21 protein-coding genes are annotated in these 26,083 nt (G+C 67.9%); 13 read left to right on the top strand and 8 right to left on the bottom strand.

What is annotated here, in order from left to right; all coding sequences use genetic code 11:
• The first annotated feature begins 14 nt into the window (after positions 1–14).
• The 3 genes from G6N46_RS19235 to G6N46_RS19225 all read left to right on the top strand — a co-directional run bounded on the left by G6N46_RS19235 (position 15) and on the right by G6N46_RS19225 (position 2,245).
• Complete coding sequence (locus G6N46_RS19235) at positions 15–755, top strand: ABC transporter permease (RefSeq protein WP_163693189.1); 741 nt, start codon at positions 15–17, stop codon at positions 753–755.
• 66 nt (positions 756–821) lie between these two features.
• Complete coding sequence (locus G6N46_RS19230; RefSeq protein ID WP_061002284.1) at positions 822–1,115, top strand: SDR family NAD(P)-dependent oxidoreductase; 294 nt, start codon at positions 822–824, stop codon at positions 1,113–1,115.
• Positions 1,116–1,159: 44 nt separating this feature from the next.
• Positions 1,160–2,245 carry a cellulase family glycosylhydrolase gene (locus tag G6N46_RS19225; protein ID WP_133426225.1) on the top strand — a complete coding sequence of 362 codons (1,086 nt, stop codon included), beginning with the start codon at positions 1,160–1,162 and terminating at the stop codon, positions 2,243–2,245.
• On the opposite strand, the gene G6N46_RS19220 is transcribed toward G6N46_RS19225, so the two are convergent.
• Together G6N46_RS19220 and treS are read right to left on the bottom strand one after the other, a co-directional pair.
• On the bottom strand, positions 2,242–3,507 hold the full coding sequence (locus G6N46_RS19220) for a maltokinase N-terminal cap-like domain-containing protein (protein ID WP_138251155.1): 1,266 nt from the start codon (positions 3,505–3,507) through the stop codon (positions 2,242–2,244). The two genes, G6N46_RS19225 and G6N46_RS19220, sit on opposite strands and share 4 nt — an antisense overlap.
• Positions 3,507–5,231 carry a maltose alpha-D-glucosyltransferase gene (gene treS / locus G6N46_RS19215; RefSeq protein ID WP_138251156.1) on the bottom strand — a complete coding sequence of 575 codons (1,725 nt, stop codon included), beginning with the start codon at positions 5,229–5,231 and terminating at the stop codon, positions 3,507–3,509. The genes G6N46_RS19220 and treS overlap by 1 nt, the downstream gene beginning before the upstream one ends.
• Before the next feature lie 38 nt (positions 5,232–5,269).
• Here treS and G6N46_RS19210 point away from each other — a divergent pair, with 38 nt between their 5' ends.
• The 7 genes from G6N46_RS19210 to G6N46_RS19180 all read left to right on the top strand — a co-directional run bounded on the left by G6N46_RS19210 (position 5,270) and on the right by G6N46_RS19180 (position 12,706).
• Entirely contained in the window at positions 5,270–6,070 is an 801-nt protein-coding gene (locus tag G6N46_RS19210; protein ID WP_138251157.1) for a HugZ family pyridoxamine 5'-phosphate oxidase, read from the top strand.
• 10 nt (positions 6,071–6,080) lie between these two features.
• On the top strand, positions 6,081–6,650 hold the full coding sequence (locus G6N46_RS19205; protein ID WP_138251158.1) for an orotate phosphoribosyltransferase: 570 nt from the start codon (positions 6,081–6,083) through the stop codon (positions 6,648–6,650).
• Between the two features lie 60 nt (positions 6,651–6,710).
• The gene (locus G6N46_RS19200; RefSeq protein ID WP_163692885.1) at positions 6,711–7,304 is read left to right on the top strand and encodes a hypothetical protein; all 594 of its coding nucleotides are present in this window, start codon (positions 6,711–6,713) and stop codon (positions 7,302–7,304) included.
• Positions 7,304–7,705: a TIGR03668 family PPOX class F420-dependent oxidoreductase gene (locus G6N46_RS19195; RefSeq protein WP_064858050.1), complete on the top strand. Its 402-nt coding sequence runs from the start codon at positions 7,304–7,306 to the stop codon at positions 7,703–7,705. The genes G6N46_RS19200 and G6N46_RS19195 overlap by 1 nt, the downstream gene beginning before the upstream one ends.
• 70 nt (positions 7,706–7,775) lie before the next feature.
• Positions 7,776–9,824, top strand: a complete 2,049-nt coding sequence (locus tag G6N46_RS19190) for an elongation factor G (protein WP_138251159.1) — start codon at positions 7,776–7,778, stop codon at positions 9,822–9,824.
• A gap of 120 nt (positions 9,825–9,944) precedes the next feature.
• Positions 9,945–11,738: a hypothetical protein gene (locus G6N46_RS19185; protein ID WP_322790402.1), complete on the top strand. Its 1,794-nt coding sequence runs from the start codon at positions 9,945–9,947 to the stop codon at positions 11,736–11,738.
• A 98-nt stretch (positions 11,739–11,836) separates the two neighbouring features.
• Positions 11,837–12,706, top strand: a complete 870-nt coding sequence (locus G6N46_RS19180; RefSeq protein WP_138251160.1) for a type IV toxin-antitoxin system AbiEi family antitoxin domain-containing protein — start codon at positions 11,837–11,839, stop codon at positions 12,704–12,706.
• A gap of 56 nt (positions 12,707–12,762) precedes the next feature.
• Here G6N46_RS19180 and car (G6N46_RS19175) read toward each other — a convergent pair whose 3' ends face one another.
• The 3 genes from car (G6N46_RS19175) to G6N46_RS19165 all read right to left on the bottom strand — a co-directional run bounded on the left by car (G6N46_RS19175) (position 12,763) and on the right by G6N46_RS19165 (position 20,996).
• Complete coding sequence (car, locus tag G6N46_RS19175) at positions 12,763–16,281, bottom strand: carboxylic acid reductase (RefSeq protein ID WP_138251161.1); 3,519 nt, start codon at positions 16,279–16,281, stop codon at positions 12,763–12,765.
• A 173-nt stretch (positions 16,282–16,454) separates the two neighbouring features.
• Positions 16,455–19,973: a carboxylic acid reductase gene (gene car / locus G6N46_RS19170; RefSeq protein WP_138251162.1), complete on the bottom strand. Its 3,519-nt coding sequence runs from the start codon at positions 19,971–19,973 to the stop codon at positions 16,455–16,457.
• Between the two features lie 99 nt (positions 19,974–20,072).
• Entirely contained in the window at positions 20,073–20,996 is a 924-nt protein-coding gene (locus tag G6N46_RS19165) for a DMT family transporter (protein WP_138251163.1), read from the bottom strand.
• A gap of 286 nt (positions 20,997–21,282) precedes the next feature.
• On the opposite strand from G6N46_RS19165, the gene G6N46_RS19160 reads away from it, so the two are divergent.
• On the top strand, positions 21,283–22,017 hold the full coding sequence (locus G6N46_RS19160; RefSeq protein WP_138251164.1) for an SDR family oxidoreductase: 735 nt from the start codon (positions 21,283–21,285) through the stop codon (positions 22,015–22,017).
• Here the strand turns inward: G6N46_RS19160 and G6N46_RS19155 are convergent, their stop codons facing one another.
• The 3 genes from G6N46_RS19155 to mrf all read right to left on the bottom strand — a co-directional run bounded on the left by G6N46_RS19155 (position 22,018) and on the right by mrf (position 25,576).
• Positions 22,018–23,067: a zinc-dependent alcohol dehydrogenase family protein gene (locus G6N46_RS19155; protein WP_138251165.1), complete on the bottom strand. Its 1,050-nt coding sequence runs from the start codon at positions 23,065–23,067 to the stop codon at positions 22,018–22,020.
• A 50-nt stretch (positions 23,068–23,117) separates the two neighbouring features.
• Positions 23,118–24,203 carry an esterase family protein gene (locus G6N46_RS19150; protein WP_226522300.1) on the bottom strand — a complete coding sequence of 362 codons (1,086 nt, stop codon included), beginning with the start codon at positions 24,201–24,203 and terminating at the stop codon, positions 23,118–23,120.
• Between the two features lie 185 nt (positions 24,204–24,388).
• The gene (mrf, locus tag G6N46_RS19145; protein WP_138251167.1) at positions 24,389–25,576 is read right to left on the bottom strand and encodes a ribosome hibernation factor-recruiting GTPase MRF; all 1,188 of its coding nucleotides are present in this window, start codon (positions 25,574–25,576) and stop codon (positions 24,389–24,391) included.
• A 103-nt stretch (positions 25,577–25,679) separates the two neighbouring features.
• Here mrf and rpmB point away from each other — a divergent pair, with 103 nt between their 5' ends.
• Positions 25,680–25,916: a 50S ribosomal protein L28 gene (gene rpmB / locus G6N46_RS19140; protein ID WP_138251168.1), complete on the top strand. Its 237-nt coding sequence runs from the start codon at positions 25,680–25,682 to the stop codon at positions 25,914–25,916.
• Complete coding sequence (gene rpmG / locus G6N46_RS19135) at positions 25,917–26,081, top strand: 50S ribosomal protein L33 (RefSeq protein ID WP_020099644.1); 165 nt, start codon at positions 25,917–25,919, stop codon at positions 26,079–26,081. It begins immediately after the preceding gene.
• Positions 26,082–26,083 lie beyond the last annotated feature (2 nt).

Below are 26,083 nucleotides of genomic sequence, written 5' to 3'. Positions count from 1 at the left end.
GACTCGCCCGCCGCATGGGCGCCTTCGCCTTGGTCGAATTGCAGAAGCTGCGGCACGACCGCACCGAGTTGGTCACCCGCACGGTTCAGCCCGCGCTGTGGCTGCTGATCTTCGGCCAGACCTTCTCGCGGCTGCACGTCATCAACACCGGCAACGTGCCCTATCTGTCGTTCCTGGCGCCGGGGATCATCGCCCAGTCGGCGTTGTTCATCTCGATCTTCTACGGCATCCAGATCGTCTGGGACCGCGACGCCGGCATCCTGGCCAAGCTGATGGTGACGCCGTCGCCGGCGTCGGCACTGATCACCGGCAAGGCGTTCGCGGCGGGAGTCCGATCGATCGCCCAGGTGATCGGGGTTCTGGTGATCGCGCTGCTGATGGGCATCCATCTCAGCTTCAACCCGCTGCACATCCTGGCCGCCATGGCGGTGGTGATGCTCGGATCAGCGTTCTTCTCTTGTCTGTCAATGACTTTGGCTGGGCTGGTCCGCAACCGCGACCGGCTGATGGGCATCGGCCAGGCCATCACCATGCCGCTGTTCTTCGCCTCGAACGCGCTGTATCCGGTGGACATCATGCCGGGTTGGCTGCACGCGCTGTCCACCGTGAACCCGCTGTCGTACGAGGTGAACGCGCTGCGTTCGCTGCTGCTCGGCACGCCGGGCAACACCCTGCTCGATGTCGCGGTTCTCGCGGTCACGGCAGTGCTCGGCATCGTCGCAGCGTCGGCCCTGCTGCGCCGTTTGGTCCGCTGACAAACGCTGTTCGGCTACCTAATCGGCTCTCATCTCACGCCTAGGCGGCGGGCGTTGACTCGTCTCATGAAGCACAGCATCGTCGCGGTCGTCCTGGATGCCGGCACCGAAGCCGGCCTCGCCACCGCCCACAGCCTGCTGGCCGACGGACACCGCGTCGTGGTGACGGCACGGCAGGCCGGCCCACTGGTCCGCATCACCCACGGCTACCCCGCCGACCGTGTCTACGCGCTCGCGGCCGACACTCACGATCGCAGCCAGCTCGACCAGGTGCTGGCCCTGAGCCGCGCCCGGTTCGGCCGCGTGGACATGATCGTCGACCCCGCGCTGTATCGCTCGGTCCTGCCTGCTTCCGCCTGAATTGCTGTTAGGTTCGAGCCAATCGGCAGATCACGGCCACAAGATTGGAACGAACGTTGCGCAACGCCCTCAAGATCGCTGCAGCAGTCTTCACCGTCGCGGCAGTTTCCGCCGCCGCCACCGAAACCCTGGCCAATTCCCCGGCCACCATTCCGTTCATCCCGACGGGCATCAGCCAGTCGGCCAGCAGCGTCGGCTTCGCCGATTCCGACGTCTACGGTATGAACGCCGACGACATCAACCACACCTTCGACCTGATGTCGGCGACCGGTGTGCGCACCGTCCGCATCATCATTCCGTGGGCCGGCATCGAGGGCACCCAGGGCAGCTTCAACTGGGGCCAGGTCGACACCGTCGTCGGTGCGGCCAATGCCCGCCACATGTCGGTCGTCGGCGCCATCGTCGCGACGCCGGCCTGGGCCGTGGCGCCGGGCGCCATCCCGATCAGCAGCCCGCCGGCCTCGGCCGCGGTGTACGGCGATTTCGCCGGCGCGGTGGCCGCGCATTACCGGGGCCGCGTGGACGCCTATGAGATCTGGAACGAGCCCAACGCCGTGATGTCCTGGACGTCCGGCCCGCAGGGCCCGGAGCCCGCCGTCTACGCCGACATGCTCAAGGCGTCGTACCCGAAGATCAAGGCCGCCGATCGTGGCGCCGTCGTCATCGGCGGTGTGGTCGGCGCGGTCGTGTCGTTCGGCTCGCTGACCCTGGACCCCGTGACCTTCATCCAGCGCATGTACGCCGCCGGAGCGGCCGGTTCGTTCGACGCGCTGTCGTTCCACCCGTACCACTACAACCTGAAGTTCTCGGCCGGCGCCGGAGTGCCCAACTCACCGCTGAGCCAGACCGACGGCATCCATCAGGCCATGGCGGCCAACGGTGACGGCGGCAAGAAGATCTGGGCCACCGAGTACGGCGAGCCCAACTCGGCCGTCGACGAGGCCACCCAGGCCGACTACATTCGCGACTTCCTGGCCAAGTGGCGCACGCTGCCCTACGCCGGTCCGTCGTACATCTACACCACGCGCGACCGCGTCACCGGCAGCTCGAACCCCGAGGAATCCATCGGCGTCTACCGCTCCGACTGGACCCCGAAGCCGGCTCAGGCCGCCGTCAAGGCAATGACCTAACCGCTGACGATGTTCGCGATGGCGCCCAGCGGCAGGTCCAGCCAGTGCGGCCGGTGCCGGGCCTCGTACCCCGCTTCGTAGACCGCCTTGTCGAGTTCGTAGGCGGCCAGCAGTTCCGCATCGGGTTCGGTGCCGCCGCCCTCGGCATAGCCAGCGCAGAACGCCGCCCGGTTGCGGTCGGCCCATTCGCGGGCGCGGGCCGCGAGCTGCTTGCGGCGCTGTTCGTTGCCGCCGCCCTCCGTCAGCCGCTGGAACGCCGCGTACTGGTAGGACCGCAGCATCCCCGCGACGTCCCGCAGCGGCGAGTCGGGGGCGCGGCGCTGATCCAGAGACTGCCCCGGTTCGCCTTCGAAGTCGATCAGCAGCCAGGTCTCGGGGGTGCGCAGCACCTGGCCCAGATGCAGGTCGCCGTGGATTCGTTGCACCGTGATCGGCTGTCCCTCCAGCGCGCGGTAGCGACTCTCGATGGCCGCGGCGTACTCGCGGACCTGCGGCACCGACGCGGTCACCGCCGCGAGCCGCTCCAGCATGGTCTCGACGGGAAACAGCGCCGTGGCGGTGCCGAGTTCGGCGGCCAGCGTGGCGTGCACCGCGGCGACGGACTGGCCCAGCCGCTCCGACTCACCGGCGAAGTCACCACCCACCTCGTTGGCGTACAGGTCACCCTCGGCGTACAGATCCCGGGTGCTGGCGACGGCCATGTCCCAGCCCTCGGCGGCGTTGTCGGCGAAGCGGGCCAGCATGCCCAGCGCCGTCTCCGGTCCGCCGTCCAGCGACATCGTCCCCAGCAGCGGCGCCACATGCGGGCTGCCGGCCTGGCCCAGAACCCGGGTGAGCTCGATGTCGGGATTCACGCCGGACGTCACGCGGCGGAACAGCTTGAGGATGGCGGCTTCGTCGAACACGACGCTGGTGTTGCTCTGTTCGGCGCCCATCACGCGCGCCGTCTCGCCCGCGGGCAACTCGGCGTCGGGCTCCGCGGCGAATGAGACCGGACCGACCGTCGCCGAATCGGCGATCAGGCGCAGCAGCAGGTTCGCGACTTCCGGGTCACCCAGCGCGTCACCGACCTCGCCGTCGCCTTGGCGCAGCACCAGCTGGTACCGCTCGCCGGGGCCGTCGTCGTAGCTGACGTCGAGCAGCACCAGGTCGATGTCGTCGCGCAGCGCCACCACCAATGCCGGTTCGGCATCGGCCAGCTCGCGGTTGCGGCCGGCGTACCAGCGCTGCTGGGTCAGGTATTCGGTCAACTGTGGATCCATCACGGCTCCTCACCGACGGGCGCACGCAACGAGAACCAGTAGAAACCATGCCCGGGCAGTGTCAACAGGTAGGGCAGTTCCCCGATGCGGGGGAATTCGACCTGGCCGGTCAGTTCAACCGGCGTGTAGCCGTTCCAATGCTGCAGGTTCAGTTCGATCGGCTGGGGAAAACGGGACAGATTGTTGACGCAGAGCACCGTGTCACCGTCTAGCTCGCGGACATAGGTGAGCGCCGACGGATTGGAACCACCGAGTTCCCGGAACGAGCCGACGGCGAACGCGTCGTGCCGCCGCCGCACCGCGAGCATGGTGCGCGTCCAGTTGAGCAGGGAATTCGTGGTGTCGCGCTGGGCTTCGACGTTCACCGCCTGATAGCCGTACACCGGGTCCTGGCTCGGCGGGACGTAGAGCCGGCCGGGGTTGGCGGTGGAGAACCCGGCGTTGCGGTCGGCCGACCACTGCATCGGGGTGCGCACGCCGTCGCGGTCACCCAGCCAGATGATGTCGCCCATCCCGATCTCGTCGCCGTAGTACAGCACCGGGGACCCGGGCAGCGACAACAGCAACGCGGTGAACAGCTCGGTCTGGTTGCGGTCGTTCTCGAGCAGCGGGGCCAGACGCCGGCGGATGCCGACGTTGGCCTTCATCCGCGGATCCTTGGCGTACTCGGAGTACATGTAGTCGCGCTCTTCGTCGGTGACCATCTCCAACGTGAGCTCGTCGTGATTGCGGAGGAAGATGCCCCACTGCGCGAGGTCGGGGATCGGTGGCGTCTGGGCCAGGATCTCCGAGATCGGGAACCGGGACTCCCGGCGCACTGCCATGAAAATCCTTGGCATCAGCGGGAAATGGAACGCCATGTGGCATTCGTCGCCACCGGTCTCGGGATCACCGAAGTAGGCGACGACGTCCGCCGGCCACTGATTGGCCTCGGCCAGCAGCACCCGGCCCGGGAATTCGTCGTCGATCACCTTGCGGCAGCGCTTGAGGAAGGCATGCGTCTCGGGCAGGTTCTCGCAGTTGGTGCCTTCGCGTTCGAACAGGTACGGCACCGCGTCCAGCCGGAATCCGTCGATGCCCAGCCCCAGCCAGAAGCGCAGCACGTCGATCATCGCTTCCTGCACGGCGGGGTTCTCGTAGTTCAGGTCGGGCTGGTGGGAGAAGAAGCGGTGCCAGTAGAACTGCTTGCGCACGGCGTCGAAGGTCCAGTTGGACTCCTCGGTGTCGACGAAGATGACGCGCGCGTCCTGGTACTTCTCGCTGGTGTCGCTCCAGACGTAGTAGTCGCCGTAGGGCCCGGAGGGGTCGCGGCGGGATTCCTGGAACCAGGCGTGGGCATCCGAGGTGTGGTTCATCACCAGGTCGGTGATGACGCGGATGCCGCGCTTGTGCGCGGCATCCAGCAACGCGACGAAGTCGTCGACGGTGCCGAATTCCGGCAGCACCTTGTAGAAGTCACGGATGTCGTAGCCGCCGTCACGCAGCGGCGAGTCGTAGAACGGTGGCAACCAAATACAGTCGACACCAAGCCATTTCAAGTAGTCGAGTCGCTCGGTGAGACCTCGGAGGTCACCTGAGCCGTCGGCGTCTGAGTCGTAGAAGGCGCGGACCAACACCTCATAGAAAACCGCGTGCTTGAACCAGGTGCGGTCCTCGGGGAGGACTCGCGCATGTCCGAAGTCTGCGGCGCTTGGATGTTCCACGCCACCGTTGGAGGCGTCCATCGTCAACCAACGTACCCGCGCCTGGGTAGGGTGCAAACGTGGCGACACGCGATCATGGCGACCCAGGTGATGCTCCGACAATCCCGCCGCCGCTGGCCGAAATCGTCAACGCGACCCGGCCCTCGGCCGCCGAGGAGGCCCGCACCATCGCGGCGTCGACCAACACCGGAACCCTGGCCACCCTGACGGCCGACGGCGATCCATGGGCGTCGATGGTCACGTATGGACTGCTCGGCGGTTCGCCGGTGCTGTGCGTCTCGAATCTTGCTGAGCACGGCCGCAACCTCGCCGGCGATCAGCGGGCCAGCATCTCGATCATCGCGGCCAGTACCGACAAGGATCCGCTGGCCGGTGGCCGGGTGACCCTGGCCGGCCGGGTGGCGCGGCCGGAGGGCGCCGAACGCGACGCCGCCCGGGACGCCCATGTCGCGGCGGTGCCGGCCGCGAAGTACTACATCGACTACACCGACTTCGCCCTGTGGGTGCTGCACGTCGACCGGGTCCGGTGGGTCGGCGGCTACGGCCGCATGGACTCGACCACGGGCGCGGATTACGCTGCGGCCCAGCCGGATCCGGTGACGCCGTCGGCCGCCGGGGCCATCGCGCACCTGAACGCCGACCATGCCGACTCACTCGCGGCCATGGCCCGGGCTCTGGGCGGCTACCCCGACACCGAGTCGGCGACCTGCACCGGCGCCGACCGCTACGGCCTGGACTTGCGGGTCACCACTGCCCGCGGCATGGCCTACACCCGGGTCGGATACCCGCAACCGCTGCAGTCCATCGATGAATTACGTTCCGCGACAGTCGAATTGGCTCGACTGTCCCGTCAGGTTTAGGATTCGCACCATGTCTGATCGCCCCGAGAACTGGGAAGCCGCATTCGACCTGATCCGCACCCGCGGTTACGCGCGCCGTGAGGAGCCGTTCCGGCTGGCCAGCGGGCAGCTGAGCCACGACTACATCGACGGCAAGTACGCCGTCGACAATGGCGTCAGCCTGACGATCGTCAGCAAGGCGGTGGCGGAACTCGCCGCGCTGCGCGGTATCGAGTTCGACGCCGTCGGCGGCCTGACCATGGGTGCCGACCCGCTGGCGCACGGCGTCGCGATGGTCACGGGCAAGGCCTGGTTCTCGGTCCGTAAGGAGCAGAAGGCCCGCGGCCGCGAGCAGTGGATCGAGGGCACCCGCATCGAACCGGGCACCCGCGTGCTGCTCGTCGACGACGTGATCAGCACCGGCGGCTCCACCGAGATCGCCTACGAACGCGTCACCTCCCTCGGCGCGGTCGTCACCGGTGTCATCCCGATGGTCGACCGCGGCGACATCGCCACCGAGCGTTTCGCCAAGCGCGGGGTGCCGTTTGCCGCACTGGTCAGCTACCGGGATCTGGGCATCGAACCGGTCAAGGACGTCTAAAGCGCGGACACGCGCGCCGATACCGAGCAATTGGCGCGACCCACCCCTAGCATCTGGGAGGTGGCTGACAGCGACGACCCAGAGCGCGAACTATCGCCGGGTGGCGTGCTGGAATCAGCCGCCGAGGAGCCGGACGACGACCCGGACACCGATCCGTTCCGCGCCGTCGACCCCGGGCCGCACGGCACGGGACCGTTTGCCGGCCCGACGACCGGTTCATTCGTCATCCCCGAACCGGAGCCGACGGGCGACACCTTCGACGCGTTCAACACCGACACCTGGCGCTTCCGCGAGCCGCCGCCACCCTGGTACCGCAGGAAAGACGCCCGCCTGCTGCTGATCGTCGTCGCCGTCGCGGTGATCGCTCTCGTCGTCTCACTGGTGGTCCTGGCCACCCGCCGGGATTCCGGCGCCGACGAGGCACCGGTGGAACCCAGCGCCACGACGACGACCACCACCACGACGACGCCTGCCCCGTCGAGCTCGTCGACTCCCGCTCCGCCGCCGCCTCCCCCGCCGCCGGCCGAACCGCCTCCGGCCGCGGCGTCCCCGGCGTACCACGCACCGGCCGCGCCACCCGCACCGACGCGTCCGCCGGAGATCAACGTGACGCGCATGCCCATGAGCGTCGCCCCGAACCCACGCCACCGCTGATGACCGATCCCGCCGCCCTGTTCTCCGCCGCGCCCGTCGCAGTGCTGGCGACGGTGTCCGGCGAGGGCCAGCCGCACGTCGTTCCCGTGGTTTTCGCGGTCAGCGGGGACCGGCTCTATACGGCGGTGGACGCCAAGCGGAAGTCGACGCAGCATCTGCGGCGGCTGGACAACATCGCGGCCAACCCGCGGGTGAGTCTGCTCGCCGAGGAATACGACGACGACTGGTCGCACCTCTGGTGGGCCCGGGCCGACGGCATCGCCACCGTGCACCCCAGCGGCGACGAGATGGCGATCGGTTACTCGCTGCTGCGGGCCAAGTACCACCAGTACGACCGGGTGGCGCTGGACGGCCCGGTGATCCGGGTCGCGATCAGCAGATGGAGTTCGTGGCACGCCTGAGCAGCTTGAGTCTTGTGCCGACGGTTGCGACAGGAGCATGGTGGACGTGAGTCGTCGATAGGGGCACGCCATGGCCGACAAGTCGAATAGCTCATCCGGAGCCGCGCCCAGTGCGGACAGTCCGGCCGCGATCCGAAATGTGGTCCTGGTGGGGCCATCTGGGTCCGGCAAGACCACCCTTGTCGAGGCACTGCTGCTCCATACCGGCGTGCTGACGCGGGCCGGGACGGTGCTGGACGGCACCACGGTCTGCGATCACGAGCCGGCCGAAGTCGAGCAGCAGCGGTCGGTGGGCCTGGCGCTGGCCTCGCTTCAGCACGGGGCGGTGAAGATCAATCTGCTCGACACCCCGGGCTACGCCGATTTCGTCGGCGAACTGCGGGCCGGCCTCCGCGCTGCCGATTGCGCGTTGTTCGTGATGGCCGCCAACGATGTGGTGGACGCTGCCACCAAGGCGCTGTGGCGCGAATGCGCCGACGTCGGGATGCCGCGCGCCGTCGTGGTGACCAAACTCGATCACGCCCGCGCGACGTTCGCCGGTGCGGTGCAGTCGGCGCAGGAATCGTTCGGGGACAAGGTGATTCCGCTGTACCTGCCCGAGGGGGACGGGCTCGTCTCGCTACTGGCGGACGATGCCACCTTGATCGAGGGCATCATCGAGGAGTCCGAGGACGAGACGCTGATGGAGCGGTACCTGGGCGGCGAACAGATCGACAACGCGGTGCTGGTCGCCGACCTCGAGCGCGCCGTGGCCCGCGGCTCGTTCTTCCCGGTGATCCCGGTGTGCAGCACCACGGGTACCGGAGCTGCCGAACTGCTCGACGTCATCGCCCGCGGGTTCCCTTCTCCCCCAGAGCATGTACCGCCGCAGGTGTTCACCCCGGCCGGTGTGGAGAAGTCCGCGCCCGCCTGCGATCCCGCCGCACCGCTGTTGGCAGAGGTGGTGAAGACGACGTCGGATCCGTACGTCGGCAAGGTCAGTCTGGTCCGGGTGTTCTCCGGCACCATAAGGCCCGACACGACGGTTCACGTGTCGGGCCATTTCAATTCGTTCGCCGATCCCGCCGCCGGATGCGCCGCGCACGAGGACCACGACGAGGACGAGCGCGTCGGCGCACTGTCGTTTCCGCTGGGCCGCAAGCAACGCCCGGCGGCCGAGGTGATCGCCGGTGACATCTGCGCCATCGCCAGGCTGACATGCGCCGAGACCGGGGACACCCTGTCGGACAAGGCTTCCCCGCTGGTGTGCCGGCCGTGGACCATGCCCGCGCCACTGCTCCCCATGGCGATCGTGCCGCATGCCAAGACCGACGAGGACAAGCTGTCGGTGGGGCTGGCCCGGCTGTCCGCCGAGGATCCGACGCTGCGCATCGAGCAGAACCCGCAGACCCACCAGATCGTGTTGTGGTGCATGGGCGAAGCCCATTCCGCGGTGGTCCTGGACGCGCTGTCGCGGCGGTTCGGCGTCGCGGTCGACACCACCGAGTTGCGCGTCCCGCTGCGAGAGACGTTCGGCGGCAACGCGAAGGGCCACGGTCGGCACGTCAAGCAGTCCGGCGGACATGGGCAGTTCGCGGTGTGTGACATCACCGTCGAACCGCTTCCGGAGGGGGCCGGATTCGAGTTCGTCGACAAGGTCGTGGGCGGTGCGGTGCCGCGGCAGTTCATCCCGAGCGTGGAGAAAGGCGTTCGCGCCCAGATGGATCGGGGCATCTGCGGATACCCGATGGTCGACATCCGCGTGACCCTGCTGGACGGCAAGGCGCACAGCGTGGACTCGTCGGACTACGCCTTCCAGCTCGCAGGCGGGCTGGCGCTGCGCGAAGCGGCCGCCGCCGCATCGGTGAATCTGCTCGAGCCCATCGACAGCGTCCACATCGTGGTGCCCGACGAGATGGTCGGCGCGGTGATGAGCGACCTGTCCGGACGGCGCGGCCGCGTACTCGGGACCGACACCGCCGGTGACTCCTGCACCGGCATCGACGCCGAGATACCCGAGATCGAGCTGACCCGGTACCCGATCGAACTGCGGTCGTTGTCGCACGGCGCGGGGTCCTTCACCCGCTCCTTCGCCCGCTACGAACCCATGCCCGAGGCGGTGGCGGCGCGGGTGCGCTGACCCCGCCACAGTGACCCACGACTTTGGCAAACCTGATCGTGACTGACATCACCCGATGTCATAGTGTCGTCAGATTCGTGCGCGCGCGGGCGGGCACCAGGGATGTCAAAGGGGACACCGGTGGGGACACAGTCGGGGCTCAGTCTGCGTAAATCCGGTCGGTACCGCCTGGCAGTGATTGCCGCGGCCATGGGTATCGCAGCGGCGACCAGCCAGAACGTCGCCTGGGCCGAGACCGGGGCGACCGATTCGCCAGGCACCTCGACCAGCCAGTCCGGACCGCAGAAGCCCGGCCCCGCCAAAACCAAGCCGGCGAACACCGACAAGAAAGACAAGAAGAAGCCCGGTAAGAAGGCCGGCAAGGCCGAACCCGACGCGGGCAAGTCAGGCACGTCCGTCACGTCCGGCACCAAGCCGGACGCGGCGACCACCGACCCCAAGTCCGGGGTGGATCCGGAAGCCAAACCGGACCCGAAGCCGGCCGCGAAACCCGACCCCAAGCCCGACCCCAAGCCGGCCGCCAAACCGGCGAAGAAGGGGTCCGATTCGGTCAAGCCCGCCGGCGACGGCAAGAAGGCGCCGAAGCTCCAGACCGCCACCGTGGGCGTCCCCGCCAAGGACGCGACGGTCAACTCTTCCGCGCCCACCGCCACCGCACCGGCCGCGGCAACCGACACCATCGCCCCCGCGCCGGTCAAGACGCTCGCGCCGATCACCCGGCTCGCGGCCCTGTCCGCCACCAACAGCACCGTCGGCACCCTGACGACGCCGACGCCACCGCAGCCGCTGAACCCGATCGCGAAGATCATCCAGCTGCCCGGTCGCATCATCAACACCGTCCTGCAGGTGCTGGACCTGACGGTGTCGCAGAGCGGCCCGAAGAGCCCGTTCAACTGGTCGCCCATTTCCGAGGCGCTGTTCGCGGGGTTCCGCCGCATCGAGGACATGCTCGGGCTGAGCAAGACCCCCACCGCGGCGCCCGTCGTCCCGGAGCTGACCTACGACGGCCCGACCAGTGGCGACACCCCGACGGTGGAGCAGTTCCTCAACGCGTCGGCCAATGCCTACGTGCTCGGCGCCCAGCCGGGTGATCTGAAGCCGTTCACCGTCAACGGTTTTCAGATGCAGACCTTCAATCCGTTGTCCGGCGCCGTCGGCAAGGCGTGGGTGACGCCCGAGGGCCAGATCATCGTCGCCTACCAGGGCACGACGGGCGGCACCAATCTGCTGTTCCATCCGCTGATCGCGCTGTCGCAGATTTTCACGGACATGCAGGTCATCTTCACCAACACCACGCCGCAGGCGTTCTGGGATTCGTTGGCGTTCGAGCGCAAGGTCGAGGCGGCGGCCCTCGCGCAGGGCTACACCACCGATGACATCTTCGTCACCGGCCACTCACTGGGTGGTTGGGAGGCGCAGTTCGTCGCGCAGAAGACGGGGCGCGGCGGTATCGGCTTCGAAGGTCCCGGACTGAACACCTCGGTCGCGGGTAACGGCATCAACTCGAACTTCGTGAACATCGAGACCTACGGTGACACCGCGGCGTACTTCTCCACCGACCTGCCGGGGTTGCAGCCGTTCATGCCGGCCTACGACCCCACCGGCGGCAGCAAGCCGCACTACGGCAACATCGCGATGATCGGTGACCCGGATGCGGTGAACCCGCTGTTCAACGCGTCCGCGCTGTGGGGCCCGAACCCGATCAACGACATCATCTTCGCCGTCGACATCCTCGGGAACTTCTTCGAGCACCACCTGCCCGGCATGCAGGCCTACAACCTCGGCGTCGCACCGGATCCCGGTGTGGTGCCGTGGCTGGGCTCCTACACCGGGCCGATCAACGACTGGGGCGACCTCGACATCTACGAACTGCAGCACGCCGCCTCCGACGCCGGCGTCCTCATCGCCCCGTAACCAGGGATTTGTGCACGATTTTCCGCGCCAGCCGCGGAAAATCGTGCACAAATCCCCGTTGATGGAACCGCGGAGCCACCGCATACGTCCGAATCTGTGTGCTTGACGACTACCTTCGCCGCCACGATGGCGTAATCACCCGAGCCCAAGCCTTGACCGCGGGGATCAGCGATGACGCCATCAGCCGCCGAGTTCGCTCCGGCCACTGGCTGCGATGCGCCCCCGGGGTGTTCTTCGTCGACGATCGTCCGTTCAGCGACGCGGCCCGCGTACGCAGTGCAGTCTGGTCCTGCGGCCCGGCGGCCACCGCCAGCGGACTGGCCGCCGCGTGGTGGCTGGGTGTCACGCACTACGCGCCGGAGACGGTGGAAGTCACCGTGCCGAAGGTCAGCAATCACCGCAAGCGCGACGGCATCCGGGTCCGCCGCCGCGACTTGCTGCCACAGGACATCGTCGAACGCGGCGGACTGCGAGTCACCGCACTCCCACTGACCGTCATCGAAGCCGCGACGCGGCGCGGAGGTGGCGCCAAACTCATGGACACTGCGTTGCAGCGACACGTCGAGCTGAAGAAACTCTGGGATGCGCACCTGCGCAACAAAGGACGACACGGATCGCCCGCGGCTCGGATACTGTTGCTGGCCGCCGAAGACGGGGCCCGCTCTCAAGCTGAACGCCTATTCGTAAAACTACTGCGCCGCAACAAGATCACGGGATGGAAGGCCAACTGTCCCGTTGCCGGATACAAGGTCGACGTCGTGTTTCCGGCAGCGAAACTCGCCATCGAAGTCGACGGGTGGGCCTATCACAGCAGTGCCGACGACTTCGAGAACGACCGGAAGCGGCAGAACGCCATCTCGCTGCTCGGCTATCAGATCTTGCGGTTCACGTGGCTGGATCTGACCGAGTATCCGGACCGGGTGCTCGCCGAAATCCGGAATGCCCTGCTGTTCAGGCAGGCCGCCTGAAGATTTGTGCACGATTTTCCGCGGCACCCGCGGAAAATCGTGCACAAATCCCTGGGTCAGAGCAGGCCGAGCAGCTGCAGGTCGGTGATGTACTTGACGATCACCGGCGCGGTGACGTGCGGGATGTTCTTGTCCGGGCCCAGTTTGGCCTCCTGCACGGCCTCGCGGAACACGACCACCGGTGCGATGGACCCGTTGTGCGGGTGTTCCGGCTTCTGGTAGTTGTGCAGCAGCGGCAGCAGTGACGCCTGGCGCTGCCGGTCCGGCAGGGCCCGCAGGGTGGTCTCGAAGCGGGCCAGCCATTCGGCGTAATCATCAACGCGGGCAATGGAATACCCGGCCTCGATCAGCCAGTCGACGAACTCGTCCATGCCCAGGCCATCGGAGTGCGGGTTCATCACGTGGTAGGTGACGAACTCGCCGGCGGGGCGCACACCGAGCGTGTCGATGGCCTCGGCGATGAACTCGACCGGCAGCCCGTCGTAGTGCGCGGCCTGCCGCTTGCCCTCGGCGTCCCGCTCGTAGAACGAGTACGGCGCGATGCCGGTGGCCACCAGCGAGAACATCATGCGGGTGAACATGTCCGGCAGGTTGAGTTGCCCGGCATACGACGTGTCCGCGAGGATCATGTCGCAGCGGAACACCGAAACCGGAAGGCCGCAAAGGTCATTCGCCTCCCGCAGCAGGACCTCGCCGGCCCACTTGCTGTTGCCGTAGCCGTTCGCGTAACCGTCGTGCACGGCACGCACCGGACTCATCACACGCACGTCCGCCTCTTCGGTGAACGTGCCCGGCGTCAGCTGGTCACCGACACCGATGGTCGAGACGTAGATGTACGGCTTCTGCCGGGTGGTCAGCGCGATGCGGATGAGCTCGGCGGTGCCGAGCGCGTTCGGGCCGAACAGTTCGCTGTAGGGCAGCACGTGGTTCACCAACGCGGCGGGGTCGACGATGACGTCGACCTCGTCGGCCAGTCGCTGCCAAACCTCCTGCGACAGACCGAGATTCTCGTCGCCCTTGTCACCGGCGATGACTTCGAGGTGATCGGCGGCGAGGGCCTGGTAGTGCGCCAGCAGCTTCGGGTCACCGCTGTCGAACGTGGCATCCAGACGGGCCCGGGCCTCGTCGTCGGACTTGGCGCGCACCAGGGCGATCACCTTGCCGTCGACCAGGTCCATGCGCTCCAGCCACTCCAGCGCCAGGTACCGACCCAGGAAACCCGTTGCGCCCGTGAGCAATACGGTGCGCACCTCGGAGGCCGGTCCCGGCAGCGACGGCGCGGCGGCCAACGTCGCAGCGTCGAGGAACTTGTCCAGCGTCAGGTCCGCGGCGCGCACCTCGACGGCGTTCTTACCGTGCACCGAACTGAAGCTGGGACGCTTGGCGCCACCGCTGCGCTCGTTCTCGATGTAGGCGGCCAGCGCGGCCAGATCGTTGGCGGGGCTGACGATGATGCCGACCTGCACCTCGACGCCGAAGATCTCCTCGAGCAGGTTGCCGAAGGTCAACGCCGACAACGAATCTCCGCCGAGATCGGTGAAGTGGGCGTCGGCCGACACCTCGCCGGAGGCACCGAGCAGCGCGCTCGCCGCACGGATGACGGTCGGCAGGGCCGGGCCTTCGGCGCCGTGCTGCCGCAGCTCACGGAGTTCATCGGCTTGTCCCGCGGCCAGGCTCACGTACAGGTCTTCCAGCGCCGGGCCGTAGTGCGCCTTGAGCTTCGGCCAGGCCAGCTTGCGGATGCCGGTCAGCAGCCCGTTCTCCAGCGAGAACGGTTCGGTCTCGATGATGAAGTCGCGGGGGATCTCGTAGGACTGCAGCTCGGCGGCCTTGGCGACCTCCTGCAGTGAATCGCTGATCCGCTGCTTCAGTTCGGCGGAATCCCAACGGGCCAGGGCATCTTCAGTCGGGACGACCACGGCCAGCAGGTACGGCTGCGCACTGTTGCCGTAGACGTAGATCTGCCGCACCAGCGGGCTGTTGTTGCTGAACGCCGCTTCCAGCTTGGCCAGCGTGACGAACTCGCCCTGGGCCAGCTTGAGCACATTGTTGCGGCGGTCGACGTACTGGATCTGGTCGGGGCCGATCTCGGCGACGACGTCGCCGGTGCGGTAGAAGCCGTCCTCGTCGAAGACGCTCGCGGTGACCTCGGGGCGCTTGTAGTAGCCCGGGAACAGGTACTGCGTCTTCACCAGCAGCTCACCGCGCGGGTAGGGCTGGTCGGTCAGGTAGTAGCCCAGGTCTGGCACGTCGACCAGCTTGTAGTCCAGGGTCGGCGGACGCTGGATGACGCCGTCGAAGAAGACCATGCCGGCCTCGGTGGAGCCGTAGCCCTCCAGCAGGTGGATACCGAGGAACTTCTCGACCCACGCCTTGAGCTCGTCGGTGATGGGCGCCGAGCCGGTCATCGCCTTGATGTAGCGGCCACCGATCAGGTTCTGCCGCATGTCGGCCATCACTTGCTGCTCGATGTCGTCGCGCTCGGCCTCACCGGCACCGGCGAGCACCAGCTTGTCGACGCGGCTCTGGAATTCGAGGTACAGCATCTCCCAGACGCGGGGCACCAGGTTCAGCTCGGTGGGCCGCGCCAACGCGAAATCCTCGAGCAGAGTGGACAAGTCGCTCTTGGCGGCGAAGTAGACGATGCCGCCGTTGGCCAGGCTGGAGTACAGGATGCCGCGGCCCATGACGTGGCTCATCGGCATGAACGCCAGGTTGATCGACGACTCACTGGGTCCGAACCATGCCGTGCTGGCGCGCCGCCAGAAGCTCGTCATGTTGCTCTCGGGGTACATCGCACCCTTGGGCGCACCGGTCGAGCCGGACGTGTAGATCAGCAGGGCGAGTGGGTCGGCCTCTTCGGAGACCGGGGTCGGGGCGTCCGGCAGTTCGCGGCCGCGGCTCAGCACGTCGCCGAAGGTCTCGACCGTGACGTTCAGGCCGGACAGGGCGTCGCGCGCCTGGTCGATGGCCTCACGCTCGTCGTCGACCTCCGGGTGGTGGTCGAACACCAGGAACCGGGCGGGCGCGGGGCCACCGACCGCGAGTTCGACTGCGTCGGCGACGTAGTCCACGCTGACGGCGATCAGCACCGGTTCGGTCTCGGCGACGATCGGCAGCAGCGACGACGCCGCGGAACTGGTCTGCAGCGGCACCGAGACGGCGCCGATCTGCCCGAGCGCGGTGTCGATGACGGTGTAGTCGGTGCTGGTGAAACCGAGGATGGCGACGCGGTCGCCGGCCTTCACACCGTCAGCGTGCAGGGCGGCGGCGACGGCGCGGATGCGGTCCCACAGTTCGGCGTAGGTGATGGTGTCGTACTTCGGCAGCAGCCGGGCCACGGTGCGGCCGTTCTCGGTGACGAACTCGACGGCGCGCTGCCCGAGGGCGGTCCGGTCGGCGTAGCCCTCGATGACGGTCTTCACGATCTCGGGCAGTCGCATGCCGGGCTTTTCGACCGACTCGGCGACCGACTGCAATGGCACGGCCGCGGCGAACTGCGGATCATTGGCGGACAATTCGGCGATCCGGCGGGCGAGCCCGTCGGCAGTGCTCTCGGCATGGTCAATCGACATGAAAAAACCTCACGAAAAATCGAAATCTCGAATGGGGTAGGCCCCGTTGCATCCCCACTAATTGAATGACGCTGGCGCGGCCGCCGTTGTTCCGGCGATTTCCTGCCAGTTCCCTGTGATTTGTGCACGATTTTCCGCGGCCACCGCGGAAAATCGTGCACAAATCCCTGAGCTCAGAGCAGGCCGAGCAGCTGCAGATCGGTGATGTACTTGACGATCACCGGGGCACCGATATGCGGAATGTCCTTGTCCGCACCGATTTTCGCGTTCTGCACCGCAGCGCGGTACCGATCGACCGGGGCGATGGAGCCCGCCACCGGGTAGCTCGGCTGCTGGTAGTTGTGCAGCAGGGGAAGTAGTGACGCCTGGCGCTGACGGTCCGGCAGACCGCGCAGAGCCGTCTCGAAGCGGGCCAGCCAATCGGCGTAATCATCAACGCGCGCAACAGGATAACCGGCCTCGATAAGCCAGTCGACGAACTCGTCCATGCCGATGCCGTCGTCGTGCGGGTTCATCACGTGGTACGTCTCGAAGGTCGAGTCGGACTCACCGGCTGCGACCTGCACGGCCAGCGTCGAGATGGATTCGGAGACGAACTCGACCGGCAGCCCGTCGTAGTGGGCGCGCTGGCGCTGACCCGAGGCATCCAGCTCGTAGAACGACTTCGGGGCGATACCGGTGGCCACCAGCGAGAACATCATGCGGGTGAACATGTCGGGCAGGTTGAGCTGCCCCGCGTAGGTGGTGTCGGCCAGGATCATGTCGCAGCGGAACACCGAAACCGGAAGGCCGCAAAGGTCATTGGCTTCACGCAGCAGAACCTCACCGGCCCACTTGCTGTTGCCGTAACCGTTGGCGTAGCTGTCGTCCACCGGCCGCACGGCGCTCATCACGCGTACGTCGGCTGCCTCGACGAACTCGCCGGGTGCGACGCTGCCGCCGACCGCGATGGTCGAGACGTAGGCGAACGGCTTGATCCGCGTGGTCAGGGCGATCCGGATCAGCTCGGCGGTGCCGAGGGCGTTGGGTCCGAAGAGCTCGCTGTAGGGCAGCACGTGGTTCACGAGGGCGGCCGGGTCCACGATGAAGTCGACAGTGTCGGCCAGCCTCTGCCAAACCTCTTGAGAGAGGCCCAGATTGGCTTCACCCTTGTCACCCGCGATGACCTCCAGGTGGTCGCACAGCGACCGGTAGTGCGCCAGCAGCTTCGGATCGCCCGAGTCGAACGTCGCGTCGAGCCGGGCCCGGGCGTCGGCGTCGGACTTGCCGCGGACCAGGCAGATGACCTTGCCGTCGACCAGGTCCATGCGCTCCAGCCACTCCAGGGCCAGGTAGCGACCCAGGAATCCGGTTGCGCCCGTGAGCAATACGGTGCGCACCTCGGAGGCCGGTCCCGGCAGCGACGGCGCAGCGGCCAAGGTCTCGGCGTCGAGGAACTTGTCCAGCGTCAGGTCGGCGGCGCGCGCCTCGGTGGCGTTCTTGCCGTGCACCGTGGAGAACGTCGGCCGCTTGCTGCCGGGCGCGCGCTCCCCCTCGATGTAGGCCGCCACGCCCGCGAGGTCGGTGGCCGGGCTGACGATCACGCCGACGGGCACCTCGACCTCGAAGATCTCCTCGAGCAGGTTGCCGAAGGTCAACGCCGACAACGAATCTCCGCCCAAGTCGGTGAAGTGGGCGTCGCCGGCGACCTCGGAGGCGGACGCCCCGAGTGTGGCACTGACAGCGCGCAGCACGGTCTCGAGCACCGGCGCGTCGGACCCGAGCGACCGCAATGCTCGAAGCTCCGAGGCCTGGCCCTCAGCCAGCTCGGCGTACAGCTGCTCCAGCTCGGCGCCGTACCGGGCCTTCAGCTTGGGCCAGGCCAGCTTGCGGACACCGGTGAGCAGCCCGTTCTCCAGCGAGAACGGTTCGGTCTCGATGATGAAGTCGCGCGGCACCTCGTATGACTGCAGCCCGGCCTCACGGGCCACCGTCTGCAGTGCGTCGGCAAGTTCGGGGCGCAGCGCCTCCGGATCGGCACCGCCGCTCAGAGCGTCCGCGGTGGGCACGATCACGGCCAGCAGATATGAACGAGAGCTGTTGCCGTACACGTAGATCTGACGGATCAGCGGGCTGGTGCCGAAGGCGGCTTCCAGCTTGGACACCGTGACGAACTCGCCCTGGGCCAGCTTCAGCACGTTGTTGCGGCGATCGAGGTACTGCAGATGATCAGGACCCAGCTCGGCGACGATGTCACCGGTGCGATAGAAGCCGTCCGCGTCGAACACATCGGCCGTGACGTCGGGCCGCTTGTAGTAACCGGGGATCAAATCTGTTGACTTCAAGAGCAATTCGCCGCGCGGATGCGGACGGTCGGTCGACAGGTAGCCGAGTTCGGGCACGTCGACCAGCTTGTAGTCGAGCACCGGCGGACGACTCACGTGGCCGCTGACCATGACACCACCGGCCTCGGTCGAGCCGTACGCCTCCATCAGCTCCAGCCCGAGGAACTTCTGCACCCAGGCCTTGAGTTCGGGCGAGATCGGAGCCGACCCCGTCATGGCGACCAGCTGCCGCCCACCGATCAGGCTGACGCTGCGCTCGTCGAGCACCTGCTGTTCGGAGACACCGTCCAGGGCCCGGCGGTCGACCTCGCTCTGCACCTCCTGGTGGATCATCTCCCAGACCCGGGGCACGAACGTCATCTGCGTCGGCCGGACCAGCGCGATGTCCTCCAACAGGGTGGACAGGTCGCTCTTGGCGGCGAAGTACACGGTGCCGCCGTGCGCCAGCGTGCGGTAGACGGTGCCGCGGCCCATCATGTGGCTCATCGGCAGGAAGCTCAGGACGATCGACGGCAGCGCGGGCTGCTGATGCGTCAGGCCGGTCCGCCACGCGTTGGTGACGAGACGCTCGGGGTACATGGCGCCCTTGGGGGTACCGGTGCTACCGGAGGTGTAGATCAGCACCAGCAGCGGGTCGGCATCCGCGGACACCACCGGCTCGACGGCCGGTAGCGCAGCACCGCGCGCGACCAGATCCGCAAGAGTCTCGACCACGACGCCGCGCTCGGCCAGCCGGGCGGCCGCCCGTTCGACGGCCTCGCGCTCGTCGTCGACAGCGGCGTGGTGGTCGAACACCACGACGCGCGTCAGCTCGGTGCTGGCACCCAGAACGAGTTCGACGGCGTCGTCGAGGAACGTGACATCGGCGAACAGCGCGCGGGGTTCGGTCTCGTCGATGATCGGGCGCAGCTGCTCCGCGGGTGCGCTCGTCTGCAAGGGGACGGCGACGACGCCGGCGCGCGCGAGCGCGGTGTCGATGATGGTGAACTCGGCGCTCGTGAAGCCGAGCATGGCGACACGCTCGCCGGGGGCGACGGCGTCAGGCCCGCTGAGCAGGGCGTTGTCGACGGCCTGGATCTGCCGCCAGGCCTCGCCGTAGGTGATGGTGTCGTAGCGCGGCAGCAGCCGCGAGACGGTGCGGCCGGCGGCGTCGGTGACGTACTCGACGGCGCGCTGTCCGAGGGCGGGCCGGTTGGCATAGGCGGCCATGACCGTGTGGATGATTTCGGGGAGCCGGATGCCGGGCTCTTCGAGGGCGGCGCCGACCCCGGCGAGGGGCCGCGCGGCGGCAAGTTGGGGGTCGGCTGCACAGAGGTCAGCGATGCGCTGCGTCAGCTCGTCGGTAACTACGGTTTCTTCTTTCGACATAACAACCTCATCAATTGGTTCACCAGCGTCGCCAATTACAACGTTAGCAAAACTAACGATATGCCCCCAGTGGCTGTGTGAAAAACCACACCGGTCAGGTCAGCGCTCGGGGGTCGGTTGCACCTGCGGCGGTGCGATGGGCGCAGCCACCTTCGCGCCCGCCTGCGTTTCGTACGCGCCCTCGTCGCGGCCGAGGGCGATGGTCGCCGCGGCCATGGCACCGATCGACACCACGAGCGCGACGGCCTCGGCGCCGGTCGTGTCGAAGCCCTCGCCCAGCACCAGGGCGCCGAGTACGACGGCCACCACCGGTTCGAGCACCAGCATGGTCGGCACCGACGTCTGCAACGCGCCGGCATGGAACGCCGACTGCTGCAGCACGGTCGCGACCGCGCCCAAGATGATGAGCAGGTATGGCGCCGGCGTCGTCAGCAGCCCGAGCCAGCCCCGGTGCTGCAGGATCGCCATGAAGATCTTGGTGACCACCGCGACGACACCGAACAGCACGCCCACACCGACGGCCAGCAGGACCGCGCGGGCCCAGCCGGTGCACCGCAGCGCCAACAGCACGCACCCGATGATCACCGCGGCGCACACCGCGGCGACCAGCACGATAACCCCTGGCGAGGCCAGGTGTTCGTCACGTTCAGGCCGCGCCAGCACGACGAATCCCGCCAGCCCGATGGTCAGCAATCCGGCCCACAACCACTCACCGCGCGTCACCCGGCGGTGGGCCTGGCGTGCGCTCAGCGGCAGCGCGAACAGCAATGCCGAAACCAGCAGCGGCTGCACCACCAACAGGGAGCCGTGAGCCAACGCCAGCGCCTGGAAGACATAGCCCGCGACGGCCGCGCCGGTCCCGGCCCACCACAGCCGACGGCTCAGCAGCGTCGACAGCATGACAACGCTGACGCCGTGCTCGGGCGGCACGTCGATGGTCGCGCGCTGGCGCACCACGATGCCGACAGCGGCGCAGACGGCCGCGCAGAGGGCGAACAGCACCACGAGTCCGTGTTGAATCAACGGAGGCGTCCGATCAGCGTGGCCGCGTACCGCGCCACGGGGCTCACCGGAAACATCACGCCCAAAGGGTAGTCGAGCGGGACTATCTGTCCCACTCGCAAACCGAGCGTTCACCTACACCGGGCAACGGTCCGCTCCCCGAGCGTGCGCCTCGGCGCGGCCCAACTCGGCATGTCGCCTCGTCAGCCCACGCGCTCGGCAGCAGCGCACCCGCGACGCACCGACTCGATTTATCGAAACCTTAAACATCTCTTATTTTTCTTAGATTTGGGGTACGGTCGGTGCCATGCACACCAGGATCGCTCTCGTCACCGGCGCTTCCCGCGGCATCGGAGCCGCCGTGGCCCAGCAGCTCGCCGGGCCGAACACCCACGTGCTGGTGAACTATCGAGAGAAGGCCAAGCGCGCCAACGCCGTCGTCGACGGGATCCGGGCCGCCGGCAGCCAGGCCTCCGCACTCGGCGCCGACGTGTCCGACGCCGCCGCGACCAAGGCCATGATCGACCGGATCGACAGCCGGTTCGGGCGCCTGGACATGCTGGTGCTCAACGCGTCGGGCGGTCTCGAGTTCGGCGCCGCACCCGACTACGCGATGCGGCTGAACCGCGACGCCCAGCTGCGGCTCGTCGACCTGGCGCTGCCCCTGATGCCCGCCGGCGCCCAGATCGTGTTCGTCACCAGCCACGAGGCGCACTGCTACCCGCACCTGCCGGTGCCCGACGCCTACGCCCCCATCGCTGCCAGCAAGCGCGCCGGCGAAGACGCGCTGCGGGCACTTCGGCCCGAATTCGACCGGTGCCGAATCGGATTCACCATCGTCTCGGGCGACATGATCGAGGGCACGATCATCGCCAGGCTGTACGAGCGCCGCGATCCGCAAGCTGTCGGGGCACGCCGCAGCCGGGGACCGCTGCCGACCATCGAGCAGTTCGCGTCGGCCATCACCGTCGCCGCGACCGGACGCGACCTGCGGGACACCGTGTACGTCGGCGGCGAGGACCACCTGGTCCGGCCGGCGTGATCAGGGCTCGAGCAGCACTTTGATGGCTGTGCGCTGGTCCATCGCCGCGTAGGCGTCGGACACCTGGGCCAGCGGCAGCGTCAGGTCGAAGACCCGGCCGGGCGCGATGGCCCCGGACAGCACGTCGGGCAGCAGTTCGTCGAGGTAGGGACGGACGGTGGCGATGCCACCCGCGACGTGAATGTTGGTGCTGAACAGCTTCCCCATCGGCAATTCGGGTGCGCCGGCCGGCACCCCGACAAATCCCAGATGGCCACCGGGGCGGACCGCCCCGAGCGCTTGGCGCATCGAGTCCTTGGTGCCGACGCACTCCAGCACGGAGTCGGCACCGATGCCGCCGAGCAGTTCCTCGATGGCCGCGATGCCCTCGTCACCGCGCTCGGCGACGATGTCGGTGGCACCGAATTCCTGAGCCAGCTTCTGTCGGTCCTCATGACGGGACATCGCGATGATCCGTTCCGCGCCAAGACGTTTCGAGGCCAGCACCGCGCACAGTCCGACGGCGCCGTCGCCGACGACGACCACGGTGGCGCCGGGGTGCACGTTCGCAGACCGGGCGGCGTGGTGTCCCGTGGACATGACGTCGGCGAGGGTCAGCAGGTGCGGGAAGAGTTCGGTGTCCGGCGCGTCCGGCACCTTGCGCAGAGTGCCGTCGGCGAAGGGCACCCGGACGTACTGGCCTTGCGCGCCGTCGAGCGGCTCGCCGGTCTTGGTGGCTCCGCCCCAGACGCCGAAGTTCACGCACGACGTGGTGATGCCGTTGCGGCAGTGCACGCAGGTCCCGTCGCTGTCGGTGAACGGCGCGATGACGAAATCCCCGACTCGCAGGTCTCTGACGTCGGCGCCGACGGCTTCCACGATCCCGATGAATTCGTGACCGATCGGGTGCGGTGCATGCGTCGGCGCGACTCCGCGATACGGCCAGAGGTCCGAACCGCACACGCAGGTGCGCACCACCCGGACCACGGCGTCGCCCGGTGACTGAATCTGCGGATCGGGGCGCTCTTCGAATCGAATGTCGCCCGGCCCATGGATGATCGTGGTCTGCACGGTTGTCCCGCCCTTTCAGGTGTCGAATCCGACCCCTGAGTCTTGCCGAATCAGCCCGTCGGCGCGAGCACCAATCCGCCGGTGGCTGCCGGAGCGGGTGCCGCCGGCGCGGGTACTGCCGCAGGAACCGCGGCAGGCACGGCTGCCGGAACCGCGGCGACGGGGGCAGGAGCCGGCAGGGCGACGGGAGCGACGGCGGGAGCGGGCACCGGAGCAGGCGCCGGGGCGGGCGGCGGCACGGGCGCACCCACACCCAGTACGCGCAGCAGGTCGGGCTTCATGGCCTGCAGCTGCTGACCCCAGTAACCCCAGCTGTGCGTGCCGTCCGCCGGGAAGTTGAAGACCGCGTTACGGCCACCGGCCTGCTGGTACACCTTCTGGAAGTCCCGGTTGGAGCTGATGGTCAGGTTCTCCAGGAACTGCGCGCTGTAGAGGATGCCCAGGTCGCCCGGAGTGTCCAGGTCGGACGGCGTGCCGTTGCCGCAGTACACCCAGACGGCGGTGTTGTTGGCCACGAGCTGCCGGACGTTGACGGTCGGGTCGTTGCGCTTCCAGGCCGGGTCGCTGGCGATGCCCCACATCTGGGTCGGGTTGAAGCCGCCGGCGTCCTTCATCGCGAAGCCGATCAGCGTCGGCCACAGGCCCTGCGACGGGTTGAGGAAGCCCGACAGCGAGCCGGCGAAGATGAACTGTGCCGGATGCCAGATCGCGAGCGTCAGCGCCGAGCCGCCCGACATCGACAGGCCGACGACGGCGTTGCCGGTCGGCTGCACACCCCGGTTGGCGGCCAGCCAGGCCGGCAGCTCCTGGGTCAGGAACGTCTCCCACTTGTAGGTGATGACGCCGTTGTTGTTGGTCGCCGGCTGGTACCAGTCGCTGTAGAAGCTGGACTGCCCGCCGACGGGCATCACCATCGAGACGCCCGACTGGTAGTACCACTCGAACGCGGCGGTGTTGATGTCCCAGCCGCTGGCGTCGTCCTGCGCGCGCAGCCCGTCCAGCAGGTACACCGCGTGCGGTCCGCCGCCCTGGAACTGGATCTTGATGTCGCGTCCCATCGCGGGAGACGGAATGTTCAGCACCTCAACCGCTTTCGCGGCGGCATGCGCCTGCGGAGCCACCGCGGGCGTCGCCATTGCCGGAACCGTCAGGGCAGCGACAGCCGCCACCGCGAGCCGCCGCAGTTTCGCGCCGTAATTCTTGCCAACCAGAGTCGCCAACACGAGGTTCAAATTAACGCCGCGCCCCAACGCGCCCCGCTACCAACGCGCGGCGTGATCGCCTTGTTATCAATGCGTTTGGCGATCGAGTCCGGAACCATTCACGCCATGCCGTGATCAGTGCCGTCGCTGACGACGGTCACGTCATCGCGGGTGCACGGTTCCTGGTGCCAATCCCCGAACGGATCCGGGTAGCCGGCCCAGTCGCCGCGTGCCGCGAATTCGTCGTCGGTGAGCAGGGCGTCGTTCAGCGCCGAATTCACGTCGTCGGCGCGGGCGCCGCACACCAGGATCGTCATCGCGGTGTGCCGGTCCCCGAATTCGTTGTCCCACATCAGGTCTGCCAGGGCGCGGCGCTCGCGGTCCTCGTAGGCCGCTTCGCTGACGGTCATCGCGGCGATCCACCGGCCGGCGTTGCTGACGCGCAGGCCGCCGCCCGCCGACTCCAGCCACATGACGTGGCCGGGCCGGTTCGCCAGCCACATCCGGCCACGCGTCCGGATCACGCCGTCGAGGAGATGATCGATGGCGTCGTGCAGCCGTTCAGGATGGAACGGCCGGCGCGCGTTGAACTCGACAATCTGCACGAGCCCTTCAGGTTTCAAGCTGGGTTGCCCCGCGAGCAGCGGCCCGTGCGGCTCGTCGGCGCGGCCCAGGCGGGCGTCGGGCCAAAGGCTGCGCAACGCGTCCTCGACCATGTCGGGCCCGGTGACGAGCTGAGCCCGCGGCGCGAGCCGGCGGCATACGGCGAGCAGCACGGGTTCGGCGTGGGTCACCACGAGGACGTCGGCGAACTCGGCCTGGCCCACCGCCACCTGCGCGACGGTGCGGCCGTCGGGCAGTTCGTCGTCGCCCAGCGCGTCGGTCAGCCAGTCGCCGGCCTCGATGCACGTCACCACGCCGGCGATCGCGACGTCGCGGGCCGCCGGTCCGTCGATGTACCCCGGCCCGACTCGAACCCGCACGTGGTTGATGGCCCAGCAGATGGGCTCGGGTTCCATCCAGGGCTCCAGGTGGACGACGATCCGGTTGACATCGTCGCGGCGGTGCAGCAGGCGCAGATAGATCAGCAGGTCATTGCGGACGGTGCAGGACACGCAGCCGTGCGCCAGTTCCAGCGCCGCCTCGGTCTCGTTGACGATGCCGTGCGGCGCGGTGACGGTACGACGGCGCACCACGTGACCGTCGAACTGGTGCTCGACCAGCACCGTGCCCGGCGCCTTCAGTAGTTCTTCGGTCGCGTAACCGGTCGGTCCTTGACCGGCCACGATGATCACCGGCGTCCGCATTGCCACCCCTTATCGACAATCATTTTCAGTTCTGCCGACCGTCACGCTACAGTGGCGATCGACACTTGTCGAAAACGATTTTCATTAACGATAGGGCGGACACATGTCAGCGCACTGCCAGGTCACCGGGCGCCGGCCCGGTTTCGGCAACACGGTTTCGCATTCGAACCGGCGCACCTCGCGCCGGTGGAACCCCAACATCCAGAGCAAGACCTACTACCTGCCCTCGGAGGGGCGGCGCATCCGGCTCCACGTCAGCGCGAAGGGCATCAAGGTGATCGACCGCGACGGCATCGAAGCCGTGGTGGCGCGGCTGCGCCGGGACGGGGTGCGAATCTAGATGTCCCGCACCGATATCCGCCCCGTGGTGAAGCTCAAGTCCACCGCGGGCACCGGCTACACGTACGTCACCCGCAAGAACCGGCGCAACGATCCCGACCGCATGGTGCTGCGCAAGTACGACCCGATCATCCGCAAGCACGTCGACTTCCGAGAGGAGCGCTGAGC

Origin of the sequence: Mycolicibacterium phocaicum, assembly GCF_010731115.1 — a bacterium.
Taxonomy (GTDB): Bacteria; Actinomycetota; Actinomycetes; order Mycobacteriales; family Mycobacteriaceae; genus Mycobacterium; species Mycobacterium phocaicum.
This window is presented reverse-complemented; position numbering and strand designations above follow the sequence as displayed.